The 15,225-nt window shown below is 53.8% G+C and carries 10 protein-coding genes; 4 read left to right on the top strand and 6 right to left on the bottom strand.

Features of this window, described 5'->3' with window-relative positions:
* The first annotated feature begins 336 nt into the window (after positions 1–336).
* The 4 genes from qoxA to qoxD are packed head-to-tail and all read left to right on the top strand — an operon-like array spanning position 337 to position 4,230.
* Positions 337–1,356 (top strand): cytochrome aa3 quinol oxidase subunit II, encoded by a 1,020-nt coding sequence (gene qoxA / locus A3848_RS00680; RefSeq protein ID WP_074082972.1) that lies wholly within the window; start codon positions 337–339, stop codon positions 1,354–1,356.
* A 39-nt stretch (positions 1,357–1,395) separates the two neighbouring features.
* Complete coding sequence (gene qoxB, locus A3848_RS00675; protein WP_074082970.1) at positions 1,396–3,342, top strand: cytochrome aa3 quinol oxidase subunit I; 1,947 nt, start codon at positions 1,396–1,398, stop codon at positions 3,340–3,342.
* The gene (locus A3848_RS00670) at positions 3,339–3,935 is read left to right on the top strand and encodes a cytochrome (ubi)quinol oxidase subunit III (RefSeq protein ID WP_074082968.1); all 597 of its coding nucleotides are present in this window, start codon (positions 3,339–3,341) and stop codon (positions 3,933–3,935) included. Before qoxB ends, A3848_RS00670 begins: the two co-directional genes overlap by 4 nt.
* A gap of 1 nt (position 3,936) precedes the next feature.
* Complete coding sequence (gene qoxD / locus A3848_RS00665; protein WP_178381867.1) at positions 3,937–4,230, top strand: cytochrome aa3 quinol oxidase subunit IV; 294 nt, start codon at positions 3,937–3,939, stop codon at positions 4,228–4,230.
* Positions 4,231–4,358: 128 nt separating this feature from the next.
* Here qoxD and A3848_RS00660 read toward each other — a convergent pair whose 3' ends face one another.
* From A3848_RS00660 to A3848_RS00635, 6 genes are all read right to left on the bottom strand, one after another.
* Positions 4,359–5,783 carry a methyl-accepting chemotaxis protein gene (locus A3848_RS00660; protein WP_074082965.1) on the bottom strand — a complete coding sequence of 475 codons (1,425 nt, stop codon included), beginning with the start codon at positions 5,781–5,783 and terminating at the stop codon, positions 4,359–4,361.
* Between the two features lie 142 nt (positions 5,784–5,925).
* On the bottom strand, positions 5,926–6,612 hold the full coding sequence (locus A3848_RS00655; RefSeq protein ID WP_074082962.1) for an ECF transporter S component: 687 nt from the start codon (positions 6,610–6,612) through the stop codon (positions 5,926–5,928).
* A complete protein-coding gene (locus tag A3848_RS00650; RefSeq protein WP_074082960.1) occupies positions 6,585–8,360 on the bottom strand; it encodes an ABC transporter ATP-binding protein in 1,776 nt (591 codons plus the stop codon). The genes A3848_RS00655 and A3848_RS00650 overlap by 28 nt, the downstream gene beginning before the upstream one ends.
* Complete coding sequence (locus A3848_RS00645) at positions 8,276–9,220, bottom strand: energy-coupling factor transporter transmembrane component T (protein ID WP_074082958.1); 945 nt, start codon at positions 9,218–9,220, stop codon at positions 8,276–8,278. Before A3848_RS00645 ends, A3848_RS00650 begins: the two co-directional genes overlap by 85 nt.
* Positions 9,217–10,080, bottom strand: a complete 864-nt coding sequence (locus tag A3848_RS00640; protein WP_074083323.1) for a DUF4430 domain-containing protein — start codon at positions 10,078–10,080, stop codon at positions 9,217–9,219. Before A3848_RS00640 ends, A3848_RS00645 begins: the two co-directional genes overlap by 4 nt.
* Before the next feature lie 451 nt (positions 10,081–10,531).
* Complete coding sequence (locus A3848_RS00635; protein ID WP_074082956.1) at positions 10,532–15,136, bottom strand: S-layer homology domain-containing protein; 4,605 nt, start codon at positions 15,134–15,136, stop codon at positions 10,532–10,534.
* Between the last annotated feature and the right edge of the window lie 89 nt (positions 15,137–15,225).

The following is a 15,225-nucleotide window of genomic DNA, read 5'->3' as shown; positions in this document are numbered from 1 at the left end:
TGTCATAGTAAGCAAATCCCAATGAATTCGGGCCTTTTACGGCTTAAATATTTGTGACGAAAATAGTAACATTTGTGAAATTATGAACAAAATTTGAACATTCTTAAAATAACCTTAAGGCGCACCGTTACTGTGATCTTTATCATACGTTAAGGATGTTGTAACAAATTGATCACATATATTTAACTGAATGGACATTTTTAAGGACGATTATAGCTTTTATTACAAAATATGTATTTTGCATTATGGGTAAGTAGTTCTTACTATAGATACAGGTTAATGTTTGCCCGCTAAAGATCGGTGCATGAAAAGAACTATTGAAGGAAGGAGTTCTATATGAAAAAAAAGGGACCGTTATACGCTTTGTTTCTCAGCCTCATCCTCCTCCTGCCGGGATGCAGTTCACTCGCTGTTCTGAACCCGAAGGGGCCGTCTGCACGAACTTTATCTGACACCATCATCCTTTCTATTCTCGTGATGCTCGGTGTTCTGGCCGTTGTCTACATCTTATATATCTTCGTGCTGGTGAAATACCGGGCCAAGAAAAGCAATGAAGGATACATTCCGGAGCATGAGGAGGGCAACAAGGTGCTCGAAGCGATCTGGATTATTATCCCGATCATTATCGTGGCCTTCCTGTCCGTGGTGACAGTCAAAACGACTAGCGCTGTCGAGAAGCAGGCCGAAGATTACAAAGACCAGACTCCTCTCGTCATCTATGCTTCTTCTTCCAACTGGAAATGGCATTTCAGCTATCCAGAGGAAGGCATTGAAACCGTGAACTATGTCAATATGCCAGTGCACCGGGCAGTAGAGTTCAGAATGTACTCTTTCGGTACCATCACGAGCCTATGGATTCCACAGCTTGCCGGACAAAAGTATGCGATGAGCGACATGCTTACCACGCTTCATCTTTCCGCAGATACTGAAGGCTCATATATTGGCAAGAATGCCAACTTCAGCGGTAAAGGCTTCGCCCATATGGAATTCGAAGCGCTTGTCATGAGCAGCAAGGATTATGACAAGTGGGTGAAAGAGGTCAAGGAAACGGCTCCTAAGCTTACAGAAGAAGAATTCAAGGGCCTGCTCGCCACCGATTTTCTTGGACGTAAAACGTATTCTTCCACCCATCTGGAATTCAGCCCTCCTCCGGGAGACCACAGCGAGCATATGAGCGGTGAAGGCAAGGAGATGGATATGGATAACGGAAATATGGATCATCAGAACAATAAGGATATTCATCCTTCACCGGAGCCTTCGAGCCAGACCGAGTTCGACAGTAAACCGAATCCGGAAGTCGAACAGCCGCTGCCAAGCTCACCGGTAGATGAACAGACGCAAAACAGCAATTCGTAATGTACCGCTCGATGAAACAACCTGAAAGGAGCCACCCTAATGGATTTAGACAAATTTAAGGTTCACGGCGAACCCTTGATATACGGAGCCATGATCAGTATCGCACTTGCTACTATCGGGATTCTCGTCGGGCTTACCTATTTCAAAAAATGGGGCTACCTCTGGCGCGAATGGCTGACCACGGTCGACCATAAGAAAATCGGCGTCATGTATATCCTGGCCGCGCTGCTCATGCTGTTCCGCGGGGGCGTGGACGCGATGATGATGCGTCTGCAAACCGCAGCGCCGGAAATGAAGTTCCTCGACGCACAGCACTATAATGAGGTCTTTACTACCCACGGTCTGATCATGATCCTCTTCATGGCCATGCCGTTCATTATCGGTCTGATGAATGTTATCGTACCGCTGCAAATCGGCGCACGCGACGTAGCTTTCCCGCGTCTTAACGCCGTCAGCTTCTGGCTTTTCTTTATGGGGGCCATGCTGCTCAACATTTCCTTCGTCATCGGCGGATCGCCGGATGCCGGATGGTCGGCCTACTTCCCGCTGGCAAGTCTGGAGTTTAGTCCGACGGTCGGCAACAACTACTACTCCCTGGCGCTGCAGATTTCCGGTATCGGGACTCTGATCACAGGCGTCAACTTTATCGTAACCATTCTTAAAATGCGCGCACCGGGCATGAAGCTGATGAAGATGCCGATGTTCACCTGGTCCGTATTGATCACCAACGTGATTATCGTCTTCGCCTTCCCGGTTCTGACCGTGGCTCTGGCGCTGATGATGTTCGACCGCCTGTTCGGCTCCCAATTCTTCACCATGGCCAACGGCGGGATGGATATGCTCTGGGCGAACCTGTTCTGGGTTTGGGGACATCCTGAGGTATATATCGTTATTCTGCCGGCCTTCGGTATTTATAGCGAAATTATCGCCACCTTCTCCAAAAAGAACCTGTACGGCTATACCTCCATGGTATTCAGTATGCTGATCATCTCCCTCTTGTCCTTCCTGGTATGGGCTCACCATTTCTACACCATGGGTCAAGGCGTTATGGTCAACAGTTTCTTCTCCATCACCACGATGGCGATAGCTGTACCTACCGGGGTTAAAATATTCAACTGGCTGTTTACACTGCGAAAAGGCCGGATTACCTTTACGACACCGATGCTGTATACGCTGGCCTTTATCCCGATCTTCACCATCGGCGGGGTAACGGGGGTCATGCTGGCAATGGCCAGTGCCGACTACCAGTACCACAACACCATGTTCCTGGTTGCGCATTTCCACTACGTGCTGATTCCGGGTGCTGTCTTCGCCGTTATTGCCGGGTTCCACTATTGGTTCCCGAAAGTATTCGGCTTCCGTCTGAACGAACGGCTGGGTAAGCATTCCTTCTGGTGGATCGTGATTTCCTTCAATGTGACCTTCTTCCCGCTGTTCTTCCTCGGTCTGATGGGGATGACTCGCCGGATGTACACCTACTCTAAGGAAACCGGCTTTGGCCCGCTCAATATGCTGTCCTTTGTGGGTGCGGTGGGATTAGCGATAGGCTTTGTACTGTTGGTCTACAACATCTACTGGAGCACACGCTACATGCCAAGAGATACAACAAGCGATCCTTGGGATGGACGCACACTGGAATGGGCTACGCATAGCCCAATGCCGGTCTACAACTTTGCGGTTGTGCCAAAAGTTCAGACACGTGATGCCTTTTGGTCCGCCAAGCATGACAAATTACCTTTGTTCGAAGACAAAATCACTAAGATCCATATGCCAAGCAATACCGGCAAGCCGTTTATTCTGGGTGTGATCTTCTTCTTCGCCGGCTTCTTCCTGGTCTTCAGCATGTGGATTCCTGCGATTGTTGCCGGAGTGGGTATTCTGATTATGCTGGCAGCTATGTCCTTCGACCGCGATCACGGCTATTACATCTCAGTGGATGAAGTTAACGCTACAGAAAAGAAATTGATGCGGGGTGAGACTGTATGAAAATAGATGCGTCCAAGCCGCTTGAATACTCAACAGAAGAGAACAGTAACAAAATTTTCGGGTTCTGGGTGTTTCTTGGAGCTGAAATTCCATTGTTCGCCACCTTGTTTACCGTATTCTTGGTCATGGTGGACCGCTTCGCCAGCGGCCCTAACGGAAAAGAGCTTTTTGAAATTGGCCCGGTGCTGATTGAAACCTTCCTGCTGCTGACCAGTTCGTTCACGATCGGTCTTGCGGTTCATGCCATGCGTCTAGGCTATAAGAAGGCAATGATGGTCTTCATGGCTCTCACGCTGCTGATGGGTCTGGGCTTTATCGGCATTGAAATCACTGAATTTGTGACCTACGTGCATGAAGGGGCTACGCTGCAAACCAGCGGTTTCCTCTCCAGTCTGTTCGTCCTGCTGGGAACGCACGGTGCCCACGTCAGCTTCGGCTTCCTGTGGGGAACGGCGATTATGATTCAGCTATGGCGTCAGGGTATTAACCCGGCTACAGCCAACAAAGCATTTATCTTCTCACTGTTCTGGCATTTCCTGGACGTTGTCTGGATCTTTATCTTCAGCTTCGTCTACCTGAAAGGACTGATGTGACATGATGAAGCAACTGTTCCCAATTCGCCATGTGATGGGTTATCTGGCCTCTCTGGTCCTTTCTGCCGCAGCGCTCATTGTTATCTATGGTGATCTCTCACACGGCGCCAACATGGCCGTACTGCTGATCACAGCTCTGATTCAGGCTTCCCTGCAGCTGTTCGTGTTCATGCACATCGGGGAATCGGCAGATACCAAGAAAGAGCTGTACATTAATATCGGCTATGCGCTCTTCGTGGGTCTGGTTACTATCTTCGGTACTTTGTTCATCTTCGTATGGGGATGGTACTCTTAAGACTTCAACCAAGTGGTTCCTTTGGATCTTACTAACCAGCGGTCTGTTCCGGTATTCTGCCGGACGGACCAACCAAACAAGCAGCCCCCTGAGAGCTTCTGGCTCCAGGGGGCTGCTTGTTGATTGTATTAAAGTTTAAAGTGAGCCAAATCCATCTGCAAATTCTCGGCTAATGTTGCCAGATACTGAGCCGACATCGACATTTCGCCCATCGCAGTCAATTGCTCTTCGCTGGCGGCGCTGGTATCCTTCACATCGCCTGCACCCTTGCGCGAAACTTCGCTTACCTGCTCCATAGCCTGTGATACCGATCGGGCTTCAAGAGAGACATGCAGCGTGGCCTTACGAATCTCCTCGGTCTGATGCACAGCATTTCTAATGGACTCCTGTATGGTATTGATTTCTGCCGATAGTCTACCCAGATTACTGAACATCTCCCGGCTGGATGAGGCGCTGAAATCCATCTGCTTCATCTGCCCAAGAATAACTCCTACTGTGCCAGCACCATGATCGATGGAAGCCGCGGCCGCAGCCAAGAGCACAGACATTTCATTGCTTCCTCTCTCAACAGCAGCAATATCCTTCACCATCATCTGTACGGATTGTGCAGTGCGGCCAATTGTCTCTGTCTGCACATTGAACCCGGTGGCGATTTCACTGGAGTTCTCGGCGATTACCTGTGAAGCACGGGCCGTCTGCTCTGCACTGGCACTCATTTGCTGTGAGGATGCCGACAGCATTTCAGCGCTCTTCGAAACCCCCTGCATCATGAGCTTCAGGCTACCCAGCATCGCATTGAATGAACCGTTGATCTGCCCGATCTCGTCCCGCGAGTCATAGGAAGCTGCTGCGGTCAAATCCCCCGTTTCTGCGCGCTTCATCAACGTCTGCAATTCTCTAAGCGGCTTAGTAATCAGCCTTGAGATCATGAAGCTGATTCCTGCACACAGGAGAACGGCTGTAATGATCAGAAAAATGCTCATCGTCCTGGAGCTGTTGGCATTCAGCAGTGTCGTCTGATTATGATCCCCAGCGTCTTGAACCAGCAGCACGCCGGCATCTTCAAGGAGGCCTACCATAGTCTTCCGTGATTCCTTGAAGCTGGTGCCCGAAAATATCTGATAGCCCTCGTTATCCAGGTTCTTGTCGGCGAGCTGGATGATACTATCACGCTGTGCCCGGTAATCCGGCAGCAGAGACAAATATTGATATATTTTATTCGAAATCTCTTTATTGCCGAATGAAATGCCCTTCAGCTGGTTGATCAGATTATTGTTAGTATTGATGTTCTCTTCGATGGCTGCGTTGAACTCCTGTTTCTTGGCATCGTCCTTGGTGATCAGATTCTCCAACAGGAACGACTCAATCTCCCGGTTGTTTCCGCGTATTTCTGCAATCAGATAGAGGGGCTGCAGATTCTGATTGTAGGCTTCCCTGGATTTGTCAGCCATGTGATCGGTAGTAATCATGCCGATAGCTCCAATCCCGGAGAGCATGATCACAAAAATCATCACCAGCAATAACATTTTATGTCTAACCTTAAGATGTTTCATATTTCCGGTTCCCGCCTTCTCCGAATCTTGCTGTACATATTTTATCGGAGAAAAAGGTCGAAAGTATGATGATTCTTCCGAGGAATTTGTCGAAATAACGAATATTATAGTATATTGCGTGACTTTAAGACTAGATAATCATTCATTCCTGAAGCAGCCCGTATTTTTTACGGAACCGTTTCAGCACTTTGGTCCAGCCTCCGGCGAGAACGGCCAGGAAAAACACATTGGACAAGGCATGGGCCAGGTCCAGATAAAAGCTTGATGCATAGGCGGTCGCCACCAGCCCCCAGCTGAATGCGTCGGGAAGACTGATCAGATACCAGATATTCATAATCCAGCCGAACAAAAAACCCCATACGAAGCCAAAGGCAAGCATTCCGCCCTTTTTCTTCATCCACCAGGTATTCCGCAGCCAGCCCGCCGTAAGACCAACCATCCCCCAGGCGAACATTTGCCAGGGCGTCCATGGACCCTGCCCGAAATAGATATTGGACACCAGTGCAGCCACCGCGCCGATGATGAAGCCCGCTTCTGCCCCGAAAACATAGGCCGACAGAATGACAATGGCAGATACAGGCTTTACACTCGGCAAGGCAGCAAAAGGAATGCGGCTGATCGCAGCGACAGCAGACAGCACTGCCAGCAGCACTAGCTCTCTGGATTCAAGCGGACGCCGCTCCAGCCGGAGGAACAACGGCAGCAGGGTCACTGCCAGCAGCACAAGGCTGAGCAGCATATAATGGCGGTCCTTCAGCGCAGAGGTGAGCGCCAGGCCGGCTACAAATAACCCGAGTGCGATCAGGAGCGGGAAGCGAAAACGGGCCATGTTTTCATCACATCCTCTATCGTCAATGCCTGCGGCAGCAGATCCCGCACCATACGGTTAACCACTGTCGTATAGAAGTAATTACTGCTGAAGAACTCTGCCGGTGCCCCCTCTGACGTAATTCCGCCGTCGAACAGCATCGCGCAGCGCGAGGCATATCTCGCAGCAAATTCAACATCATGTGTTACCAGAACGATACTGACTCCCCGGCTGCGCAAGTCCCCAAGCAAAGCAGCCAGCCGTTCCTTGGCCCCGGGATCCAGTCCCTTCGTCGGCTCATCCAGCAGCAGAATGTCTGGGGAGAGCAGCATGACCATGGCGAGCGCCAGCTTCTGCTGCTGGCCGCCGCTCATATCATGCGGATGGCTGAGCAGGAGGTTCTCCAGCTGAAAGATTTCGAGGAGACGGGATATCTCCCGTTCCGCCCTTTCTCCGAGAAGCCCGGCGTACTCTGCCATCTGCTTCAGCTCCTCCTGAACCGTGTCGTAGCTGAAGTATAGCAGCGGGTTCTGGGCCAGAAAGCCGCTGGTCATTCCTTTGCCCAGCGTGACCCTGCCGCGCTGGGGCTTAAGCAGACCATTCATTACATGCAGCAGCGTCGATTTCCCGGCCCCATTTCCGCCCATTATAGCCAGAAGCTCTCCCCGGTACAGCGATAACGAGAGCTTCTTAAGCACCTCTACTCCGTCCTTGGTGTAGCGGAAGGTCACTTCCCGGCAGCCGAGCAGCAGCTCGTTAGAGGGCGCTGGGACCGTACGTGAAGCGCCTGCGGGTGAAAGTGGACTACCGGGATCTTCATGAGCTCTGAAGCCCTCTGCGGTCCCAGCGAGTGTCCGGGAGGTATGTACAGCAGAGCCATCTCCTCCAGAGGCAGCGTTAGTATCCTTGCCTGCCGCTATTCCGTCCAGGGAATGCAGCCAGCGCTTGCCTTCACGCACAGTCAGCGGGATAGACTCCGTCGGAGCAGAACCTGCGTCCGGCGCAAGCGCGAGGAAAAGACGTGAGGCGGTTGGCAAATACGCCCTATGTGTTGAGTCCGGTTCCTTGCCGGCCTGGCGCACGAAATTACGGGGCGTACCCTGGAACCGCAGTTCCCCTTCTTCCAGCAGCAGCACCCGGTCAGCCAGCGGCAGCACTTCCTCCAGACGGTGCTCGCTGATTATTACCGTCACCGACAGTTCCTCATTCAACCGGTGCAGCGTCTGGATGAATTCCCGCGCAGCGACCGGATCGAGCTGTGAGGTTGGCTCGTCCAGCAGCAGCAGCTTCGGCTGCAGCAGCAGCACAGAGGCCAGGTTCAGCAGCTGCTTTTGGCCACCGGAGAGCTCATGTATGGGCCGGTACAGCAGCGGCTCCAGCCCGAACAGGCCGGCGATCTCTGCCAGCCTGCTGCGCATGACCGCAGGCGGATAGCCCATATTCTCCATTGAAAAAGCCAGCTCATGCCACACCGTGTCCATCACGATCTGAGCGTCCGGGTTCTGGAACACCATCCCGATTTCTCCGGCAGCAAGCTCCGCCGGCAGATCAGACAAGGGCCTCCCTTTGTAAGCGATCATCCCGCTAACCTTGCCCACTGGAGCAAGCTCGCGCTTCAAATGGCGCAGGAGCGTGGTTTTGCCGCCGCCGGACGGGCCGAGCAGCACCACAAATTCACCTTCCTCTACCGTAAATGAGAGCTCATGAAGCGAGTCCCTGTCTTCTTCAGGGTAGCTGAAGGATAACTGCTGTGCCGTGAGGATCTCCATAACCATTTCTCCTTTCCTTCCAGGGCCAGCGGCGTCAGCACGAACACGCAGAAGCTGGCATACATCGCAGCATCAGCCCAGCCGAGGTGCATCGGCTTCATCCGCGGATAAATGTCCAGCACCCCATACCCTTTCATCCAAAAAAACAGCGGAATCCATCCGCTTACCGTAAACAGCAGCAGCATGGCTTTATCCTGCAGGTCCAGCTTGTATATGCCGTATACGCTGCGTTTGCGGATGCCATACCCCCGCGCTTTCATCGAGTCTGCCGTCTGCAGGGCCTCTTCCAGTGACCAGGTCAGCAGCACCTTGAGCAGTGTCATGCCGTCCCTCATTCTGGAGCGCAGACTGCCCTTGCCCGTATCCACTCCCCGAATCCGCTGGATCAGGGTGATCTGCCGTAGCCGCCGCTGGAACAAGGGGACGAACCGCATGGTCATGAGCGTAAGCAGAGTGGTCCGGGGGGCAGCCGCAGCGAACAGATACATGAATTTATCAGTAGTAACCGTGTAATTGTAAGAGATGAACAGAATAAAGACAGCCAGTAGCACCAACATCATCATCAGCCCGTACAGCACGGCTTCCAGTGTAATCGGCTGATCCATAAAATAAAACAAGATATGCGCCCCCCTGTGTGAAAACAAGGGATTGAGCACCGCCACGGAAACCGCCATCAGCAGATAAAAGGGCAGGCCGCGCAGCAGCCCGCGTCCTTGTCCCTGCAGCACCAGGAGGAAGGTCAGTCCAGCAATCTCCGTTGCCAGGAACAGGGGATGAAACAGCAAGGCAGCGAATAATAGCAGCCCTGCATAGTAGACCAGCGCCACCGAAGGATGCATCGAACGGAAGCCGCTGCTCATTGCACTTCGGCCCCCACATCCTTGCCGAGATCCAGTGTATACAGCCACTCCACGGTATCTCCAGGCTTCAGTGTGTAGCCTCCTGCCCCCTTCCCGGGGATTTCACCGTTGACTCTGTATATCCAGCCGCTCTCCGGCCCGTGGTCAAACTCATAGAGATTATCTATTCCTTCTACATAAGCGAAGCTTTTGGCTCCCTGGTATTCCATTTGAATTTTATTCTTGCGGGTAATGCGCTTCAGCAGCTCCAGCGCACTCTCCCCGTCCTTGACTTCAACGGCGGCTGCCGCAAAAATCGTCCCGTGCTCCTCATCTCCGGTAATGGAGAACGTGACGGTGTCTTCGGCCCCGGCAGGCTTCGCCGGGGCGGCTGATGCGGCAGCAGTCGGCTTCACAGCTGCCGGGGCTTGCGCTGTGGCGGCAGGCTTCGCCGTCGCCGCCGGCTTGGTGCCTGCTGAGGGCTTCGCGCCCGCAGCAGGCTTCGCAGGCCCGGCCGGGGCTTGCGCCGTGGCCGGAGCTGCGCTGGCGGCCGCCGGCGCGGATGCAGCCGGCGCAGCAGCGCTGCCCGTAACGGGAGCTGGCTCCGTTACGGCAGCGGCGGGCGGCGGCGGGGATGCAGCCGCCCCCGTGGACGTCCCGGCGGCGGATTCCGCGCCGGACGGCACGGGGCTTGCGGCGTCCCCGGGAATAGGGGACGCCGGGTTCTGGGGCTGCGGGCTCTGCACCGCAGCCGTATTCGCGGCGGCGGGGCTTGGACCGCCGCCGGCTGTGTCTGCGCCGGATGCGCAGCCGGCGAGCAGCAGCGCTGCGGCCAGAAGCAGCAGCGGGTAAGACAGCCATTGCTGGATGGACCTCAACATGAACATGGACACCTCCGGGAAAAGGGAAAGGAACGGGGCTGCAGACTGCTCCCCCGTTCCGTTCTTTTACAATATGATTGCTGGTATAACGGCACTGTCTCCACTTCATACCTGGACAGGCCTATAAGGACTGGAAAAGCGTTATTTCGCAATATCCGCTCTTTTCTCTGACTATATGGACACAGAAGCCGTTATTATGCTACTTCATTCTGGAAATCGGTCAAAAGTCACTAGATAAGTGCATCGGAGTCCGTTTCCGTTCGCAAGGGGATCGGCTAGAGGCTGCCTTACCGTAAATTATGCGTCGGCATTATGCGTACAGCTTTGAGCATCCTGCTACTTCACAGAAACTGACTATACATCCACCTGACCGATCCGGCCATTTAACTAACTCCAGTTACTCCAATTCAAACCAAATCTGAATGGATCAACTTCACTGGAGCAAGTAACATCAAGGCAATCTTACAGCCACAACGGCCGCCATTTCTCTGGTGACCGCTGCCGCCGGGTCAAAGGTACCGCCAGATCCGGTCATATAGCCAAGCTGAGTGACGGAACGGACAGCAGATAGCGCGTAGCTGCTAATCCGGGCCTCGTCCGTAAATTTCACAGCCTGCGGGGCGGACGCAGAAGCTGTATTTTCCAGCTTGAACGCTCTGGCGATCATGACAGCCATATCCTGGCGGGAGATGATGCCGTTCGGATTAAAGGTTGTAGCCGTGATCCCATCGACAATGCCGAGCTGTTTGGCTCTCAGCACTATTCCATAATACCATGCGCCAGTCTTGACGTCGCTGAATACCGGTGCACTGCTTGCTGAAGAAGGCTCATTGTGGGTCAGTCTGAGCAGCAGAGCCGCAAATTCCGCACGGGTAATCTTCTGCTTCGGCGCAAAGATCAGGCTGTTTCCGCTGACCCCTTCCATCAGCTTCCGGGTGTAAGCCTGATGCACGGAATCCAGCGCCCAGGCCGAAATCAGGTCCTCATCGGTGAATACCGCTCCCCCGGTCACACCGGAAGGAGAAATGCTGAACAGCTTCGACTCACCGTTCAGATAACGGCTATACGCTGTCAGCGCCAGCAGTGCCTGCTCGGTAGCTACGCTGTTCGCGGGTTGTCCCAGTGTATGCGCATAACCGCCGTCCGCTTGCCGGAAGGAAGCCAGATGGCTAAGCAATCCGCCTTTGGCTTTGACAAACCGGGAGTCATTCGGGCCAATGCCCGCAGCACTCAGGGCAATAATCACCTGCGCTGTACTCTCACTGTTCGCTTCACCAGCCTGTTTGTAGCCGCCGTCTTCCTGCTGCTGCTGTGACAGCCAGGCAATGGCCTTGTCTATTGCCGCCGCAACAGCAGCCTGGTCAGCATGAGCAGCAAGTGCGGTAACCGCCATTGCGGTAATATCCGGATCTGCTGTTCCGCCTGCAGTGAGCGGGAAGCCGCCGTCCTTATCCTGAGCTTCGAGCAGGGCTTGAGTCAGGCGTTCTTTGGTCCACTTGGCACTAGAAGGCACCGTATAGGAGCCGCTATCCAGGGCAATCAGGGCAAAGATCAGACCATTGTTTCCCTGGCTGGTCAACTTGTCATTGTTGTAGATTTTCTCAATCAGGTTATAGCCGCCGAACGTCTGCGGATCTGCACCCGCAGCAGCCACAGCCAAAACTAGACGCTCATAGTCTGTAACCTTGCGGAGCTGCCCCTGACTGTCCGACAGCTGCTCCTTCACACCTGCCAGATAAGCAGCAGGTACCGCATGACCTGAACGGGCAAGCCCAACAGCTTGCCAGTCACTAAGCTCTTCCGTTGCTGTTATGCCCTTTGCTGTAGCAGCAATGTCACTTTTCAGCTGCTCTGGCTTAGGCTCCCACTTGCTGCGGTCAACCACTGCGTAATCGGTGAAGTGGCTAACCTTTCCGGTGAGAACCCCCGTCTTGGCATCCAATACAGACGGAACCGGAATCCAGCGGCCTGTGGCCGGATCGAGCCAGGCCAAGGCCAGATTGGCTGGATTAAGGACGGTGACAGGCACCGTAATGGACAAGTCGACCGGCTTCACAAATTTGGTACCATCCGGGGAGAAGGTGTACAGCCCCGATACCAGCTCCTTGCGGGACGAGCTGTTCTCCCGCACGCTGATCTTCACGGTTCCGGTAACCGCACCGGCCGGAATCAGCAGTTGCACTTCACCGCCGCTGTCCTTTAAGGCTGCACCCGCACCAGGGGTAACTTCCTGCTCGAAGGCAGCAGAGTTTGCCGTGAATTTCCCGCTCAGTGCCGCCGCTTCTGACGCCGTCATTCTCGCGTTCAGGTTCGTAACGGCTGTTGTCTGCCCCACCTGATTCAGCGGAAGAGTGTTGTCAGTGGTGATGTCCACGGTTCCCTTACTCCCCGGGAGACCGCCTGCGCCTGGAGAAGTGATTTCATAATCTGTCGTGTAGGACCAGACAAGCATATCTCCATTACTCAATTTATAATCAGCCGCACTAAATCCGGGGTCCTTACCATTTACGTAATAGAGCCATCCGCTTTTGGGTCCCCGGTCAAATTCTTTGAGACCGTCGATAGACACCACATACAGGCTTCCGCCGGAGGTGGTGGCCTCTACTTTGCCCCCTAATTGACGTTTCAGCAGGCTGTATGCCGTTTCCCCCGGATTCAAGACCACCTGCGTGCTGGGCAGAATCGTTCCTTTGGCACTGTCTCCGATAACCGAGATCGTTGCCGATGCCGGCTGAGGCACAACTGCCGGATCTGCAACGGTCAGCTTTTGCGTATAGCGGGCAATTTTCGGCGTGCTGTCGGCAACATAGCCGGTTACAGCAAGCGTGTACGCACCCGCAGGCAGACCTTTGTCAAAGGCAGCTATACCTTTGTCATTAGTAGTTACTGCTGTGCCGCCAATCTTGACCTGTACACCCGCTGCCGGCGTTACCACCGGGTCAGAGGTAAAGGTGGTATTATTCCAGACCCACTGCTTCTGCGCTACCGCAACGGTGAACTTTTCACCCGGCTTAGGTTGCGCTGGACTGACCTGTACCGTATTCACCACCTGGGTATCCGCACCGGCATAATACACCAGCACCCGGTCGGATGCCTCCAGTACGTAATCCCCCATCCCGACAGACGGGTAGATCCATTCGCCGCCCCGCTGCACCGCAAAGCTCCAATAGCCCTTATACGTGCCGCTCTCTATTCCGTTAATCGCCGAGACATAGCTGCCAAAAGATGATTCTGTAATCTTCAGCGGAATATTCCCAGACTCAGCGAGTTTCTTCAGCGCTTCCAGTGCATTATACGCCTCCAGCGTACCGTCGATGACCGGTCCCTGTGGACCTTCAACCGACAGATAAGCCGCTACATTCTTCGGAGCAATCTTCAAAGGCTGCGTATATTTCGCAACTGCCGGGGCCTTCCCCGGCGCGTAACCGGTCACAGCAAGCGTATAATTACCTGCTGGAATTCCTCCGGTAAAAGCTGCAATGCCTTTTGCATCTGTTGTGACCGTATGATCCCCAATCGTCACCTGTACCCCGGCAGCGCTTGAGGTTACCGGACTGGAAGTGGCTGTGAAATTATTCCATACCCATGTTTTTTGGGTGACCGTGACGGTAAAAGTTTCACCCTCTCTGGGCTGCGCCTTGGAAAGGGCTACTTGATCTACAAGCTGTGTATCGCTGCCAGCATAATATACCAGCAGCTTGTCCGACTCCTTCAGCTTGAAGTCTTTCATGCCTACATCGACGCTTGCCCATTCACCGCCGCGCGAAACGGCATACATCCAGCCATCATACCCGCCATAGGTCCCGGCAGAGATGTTGCCGATACCCGTAACATAGTTACCTGAAGGATTCGTAACCGGCAGGCCATTTGCCGCAGCTACTTTGTCCAGCGCCTCGAGTACATTTCCCGCATACGTGCTGCCCTGGCCCAGTGTCTTCTCAGGACCTTCGATCGTGAGCGGTACATAGACTAACGGATTTTGCGGTGCCGGCTTGGAAAAGTCATACAGTTTGCCGTTCGTTCCACCGCTGAACAAGCTGTAGGCCACCAGCGCCTGGAGTCCCTGCTCCGTGGCCAGCACATTGGCGCTACCGCCTTGATTATGGGCAAAGGCACCATTCTCCAGCCGGAAGCTCAGAAGCCTGCTGATTAGATCCGCTTCGTTCTTGGTGAACTCGTCACTGGTGGGGTCTATGCCATAAGAAGACAGGGCAATGATGGCCTGGGCCACACTTTCGCTGCTGTCCCCGTAACCGCCGCTGGCATCCTGTTTGGCGGCCAGCCAGGCTACAGCTTTTTGTCCGGCTGTCGTAACAGCCGCTTCATTCTTATGAACAGAAAGGGCAGTCAGGACGATGGCCGTCATATCCGGATCGCTCGCTCCCGGGAACAGAGCGAAGCCGCCGTCACTGTTTTGCTTGGATAGAATTTCGCTTAACAATGATGTCTGGTTCCATTTGGCATCGCCGGGAAGCGTATAACTGCCGGAATCCAGTGCGAGCAGTGCATATACCGGAGCATTCAGCGACTGGCCGCTAATTTTGTCACTGTTGTAAATGCGCTCCAGCAGATTGTACCCTGCCCCCGAACCACTTCCGGCAAAGTTCGCCGGATCCCCGCCGGTCGCCCGCACAGCAAGCACAATCCGCGCATAATCCGTAACATTCGGGAAAATGCCTCCCGCAGCCTGCACCTTCTGTGCAAGCGATTGGGCATAGCTCTCCGGCACCCGGTAGCCCGCCTGGGCCAGGCCGATCGCCTGCCACTCCGAAGTCACACCGCCGCTGATAATATATTCAGCAGCTGTATACGTTGCCTGCGAGACCGATACCTGTCCCCCGGGAACTGCTGCAGTTAGTGCCGCTGCTGCTTCTCCGTCCGCAGCATGGTCAGCCGCATACACAGCGTCTGCAACACTATTCGTTACCTTGTTAGCGGATGCTCCTGCCGCAGCAAAAGCCTGTCCCGCCGGAACCACAGCGGTACCTGTAATCGAAATAAGCAGTAATAAGACCAGACCAAGTACAAAAGACTTGGCAGAATACAATGGTTTCATCGTCAACCTCTTTCCTTTTTAATGAAATGGATTGTAGTGCACAGCAGGGGATGACCCTAACGACATAAAGACCGCCCTTGTTCAGGGCG

The organism is Paenibacillus sp. P32E (assembly GCF_001909085.1).
Taxonomy (GTDB): domain Bacteria; phylum Bacillota; class Bacilli; order Paenibacillales; family Paenibacillaceae; genus Paenibacillus_AQ; species Paenibacillus_AQ helianthi.
This window is presented reverse-complemented; position numbering and strand designations above follow the sequence as displayed.

Coding starts and splice junctions, on each gene's coding strand:
- qoxA (WP_074082972.1), top strand. CDS start 337: ATGAAAAAAAAGGGACCGTTATACGCTTTGTTTCTCAGCCTCATCCTC.
- qoxB (WP_074082970.1), top strand. CDS start 1,396: ATGGATTTAGACAAATTTAAGGTTCACGGCGAACCCTTGATATACGGA.
- A3848_RS00670 (WP_074082968.1), top strand. CDS start 3,339: ATGAAAATAGATGCGTCCAAGCCGCTTGAATACTCAACAGAAGAGAAC.
- qoxD (WP_178381867.1), top strand. CDS start 3,937: ATGATGAAGCAACTGTTCCCAATTCGCCATGTGATGGGTTATCTGGCC.
- A3848_RS00660 (WP_074082965.1), bottom strand. CDS start 5,783: ATGAAACATCTTAAGGTTAGACATAAAATGTTATTGCTGGTGATGATT.
- A3848_RS00655 (WP_074082962.1), bottom strand. CDS start 6,612: ATGGCCCGTTTTCGCTTCCCGCTCCTGATCGCACTCGGGTTATTTGTA.
- A3848_RS00650 (WP_074082960.1), bottom strand. CDS start 8,360: ATGGAGATCCTCACGGCACAGCAGTTATCCTTCAGCTACCCTGAAGAA.
- A3848_RS00645 (WP_074082958.1), bottom strand. CDS start 9,220: ATGAGCAGCGGCTTCCGTTCGATGCATCCTTCGGTGGCGCTGGTCTAC.
- A3848_RS00640 (WP_074083323.1), bottom strand. CDS start 10,080: ATGTTGAGGTCCATCCAGCAATGGCTGTCTTACCCGCTGCTGCTTCTG.
- A3848_RS00635 (WP_074082956.1), bottom strand. CDS start 15,136: ATGAAACCATTGTATTCTGCCAAGTCTTTTGTACTTGGTCTGGTCTTA.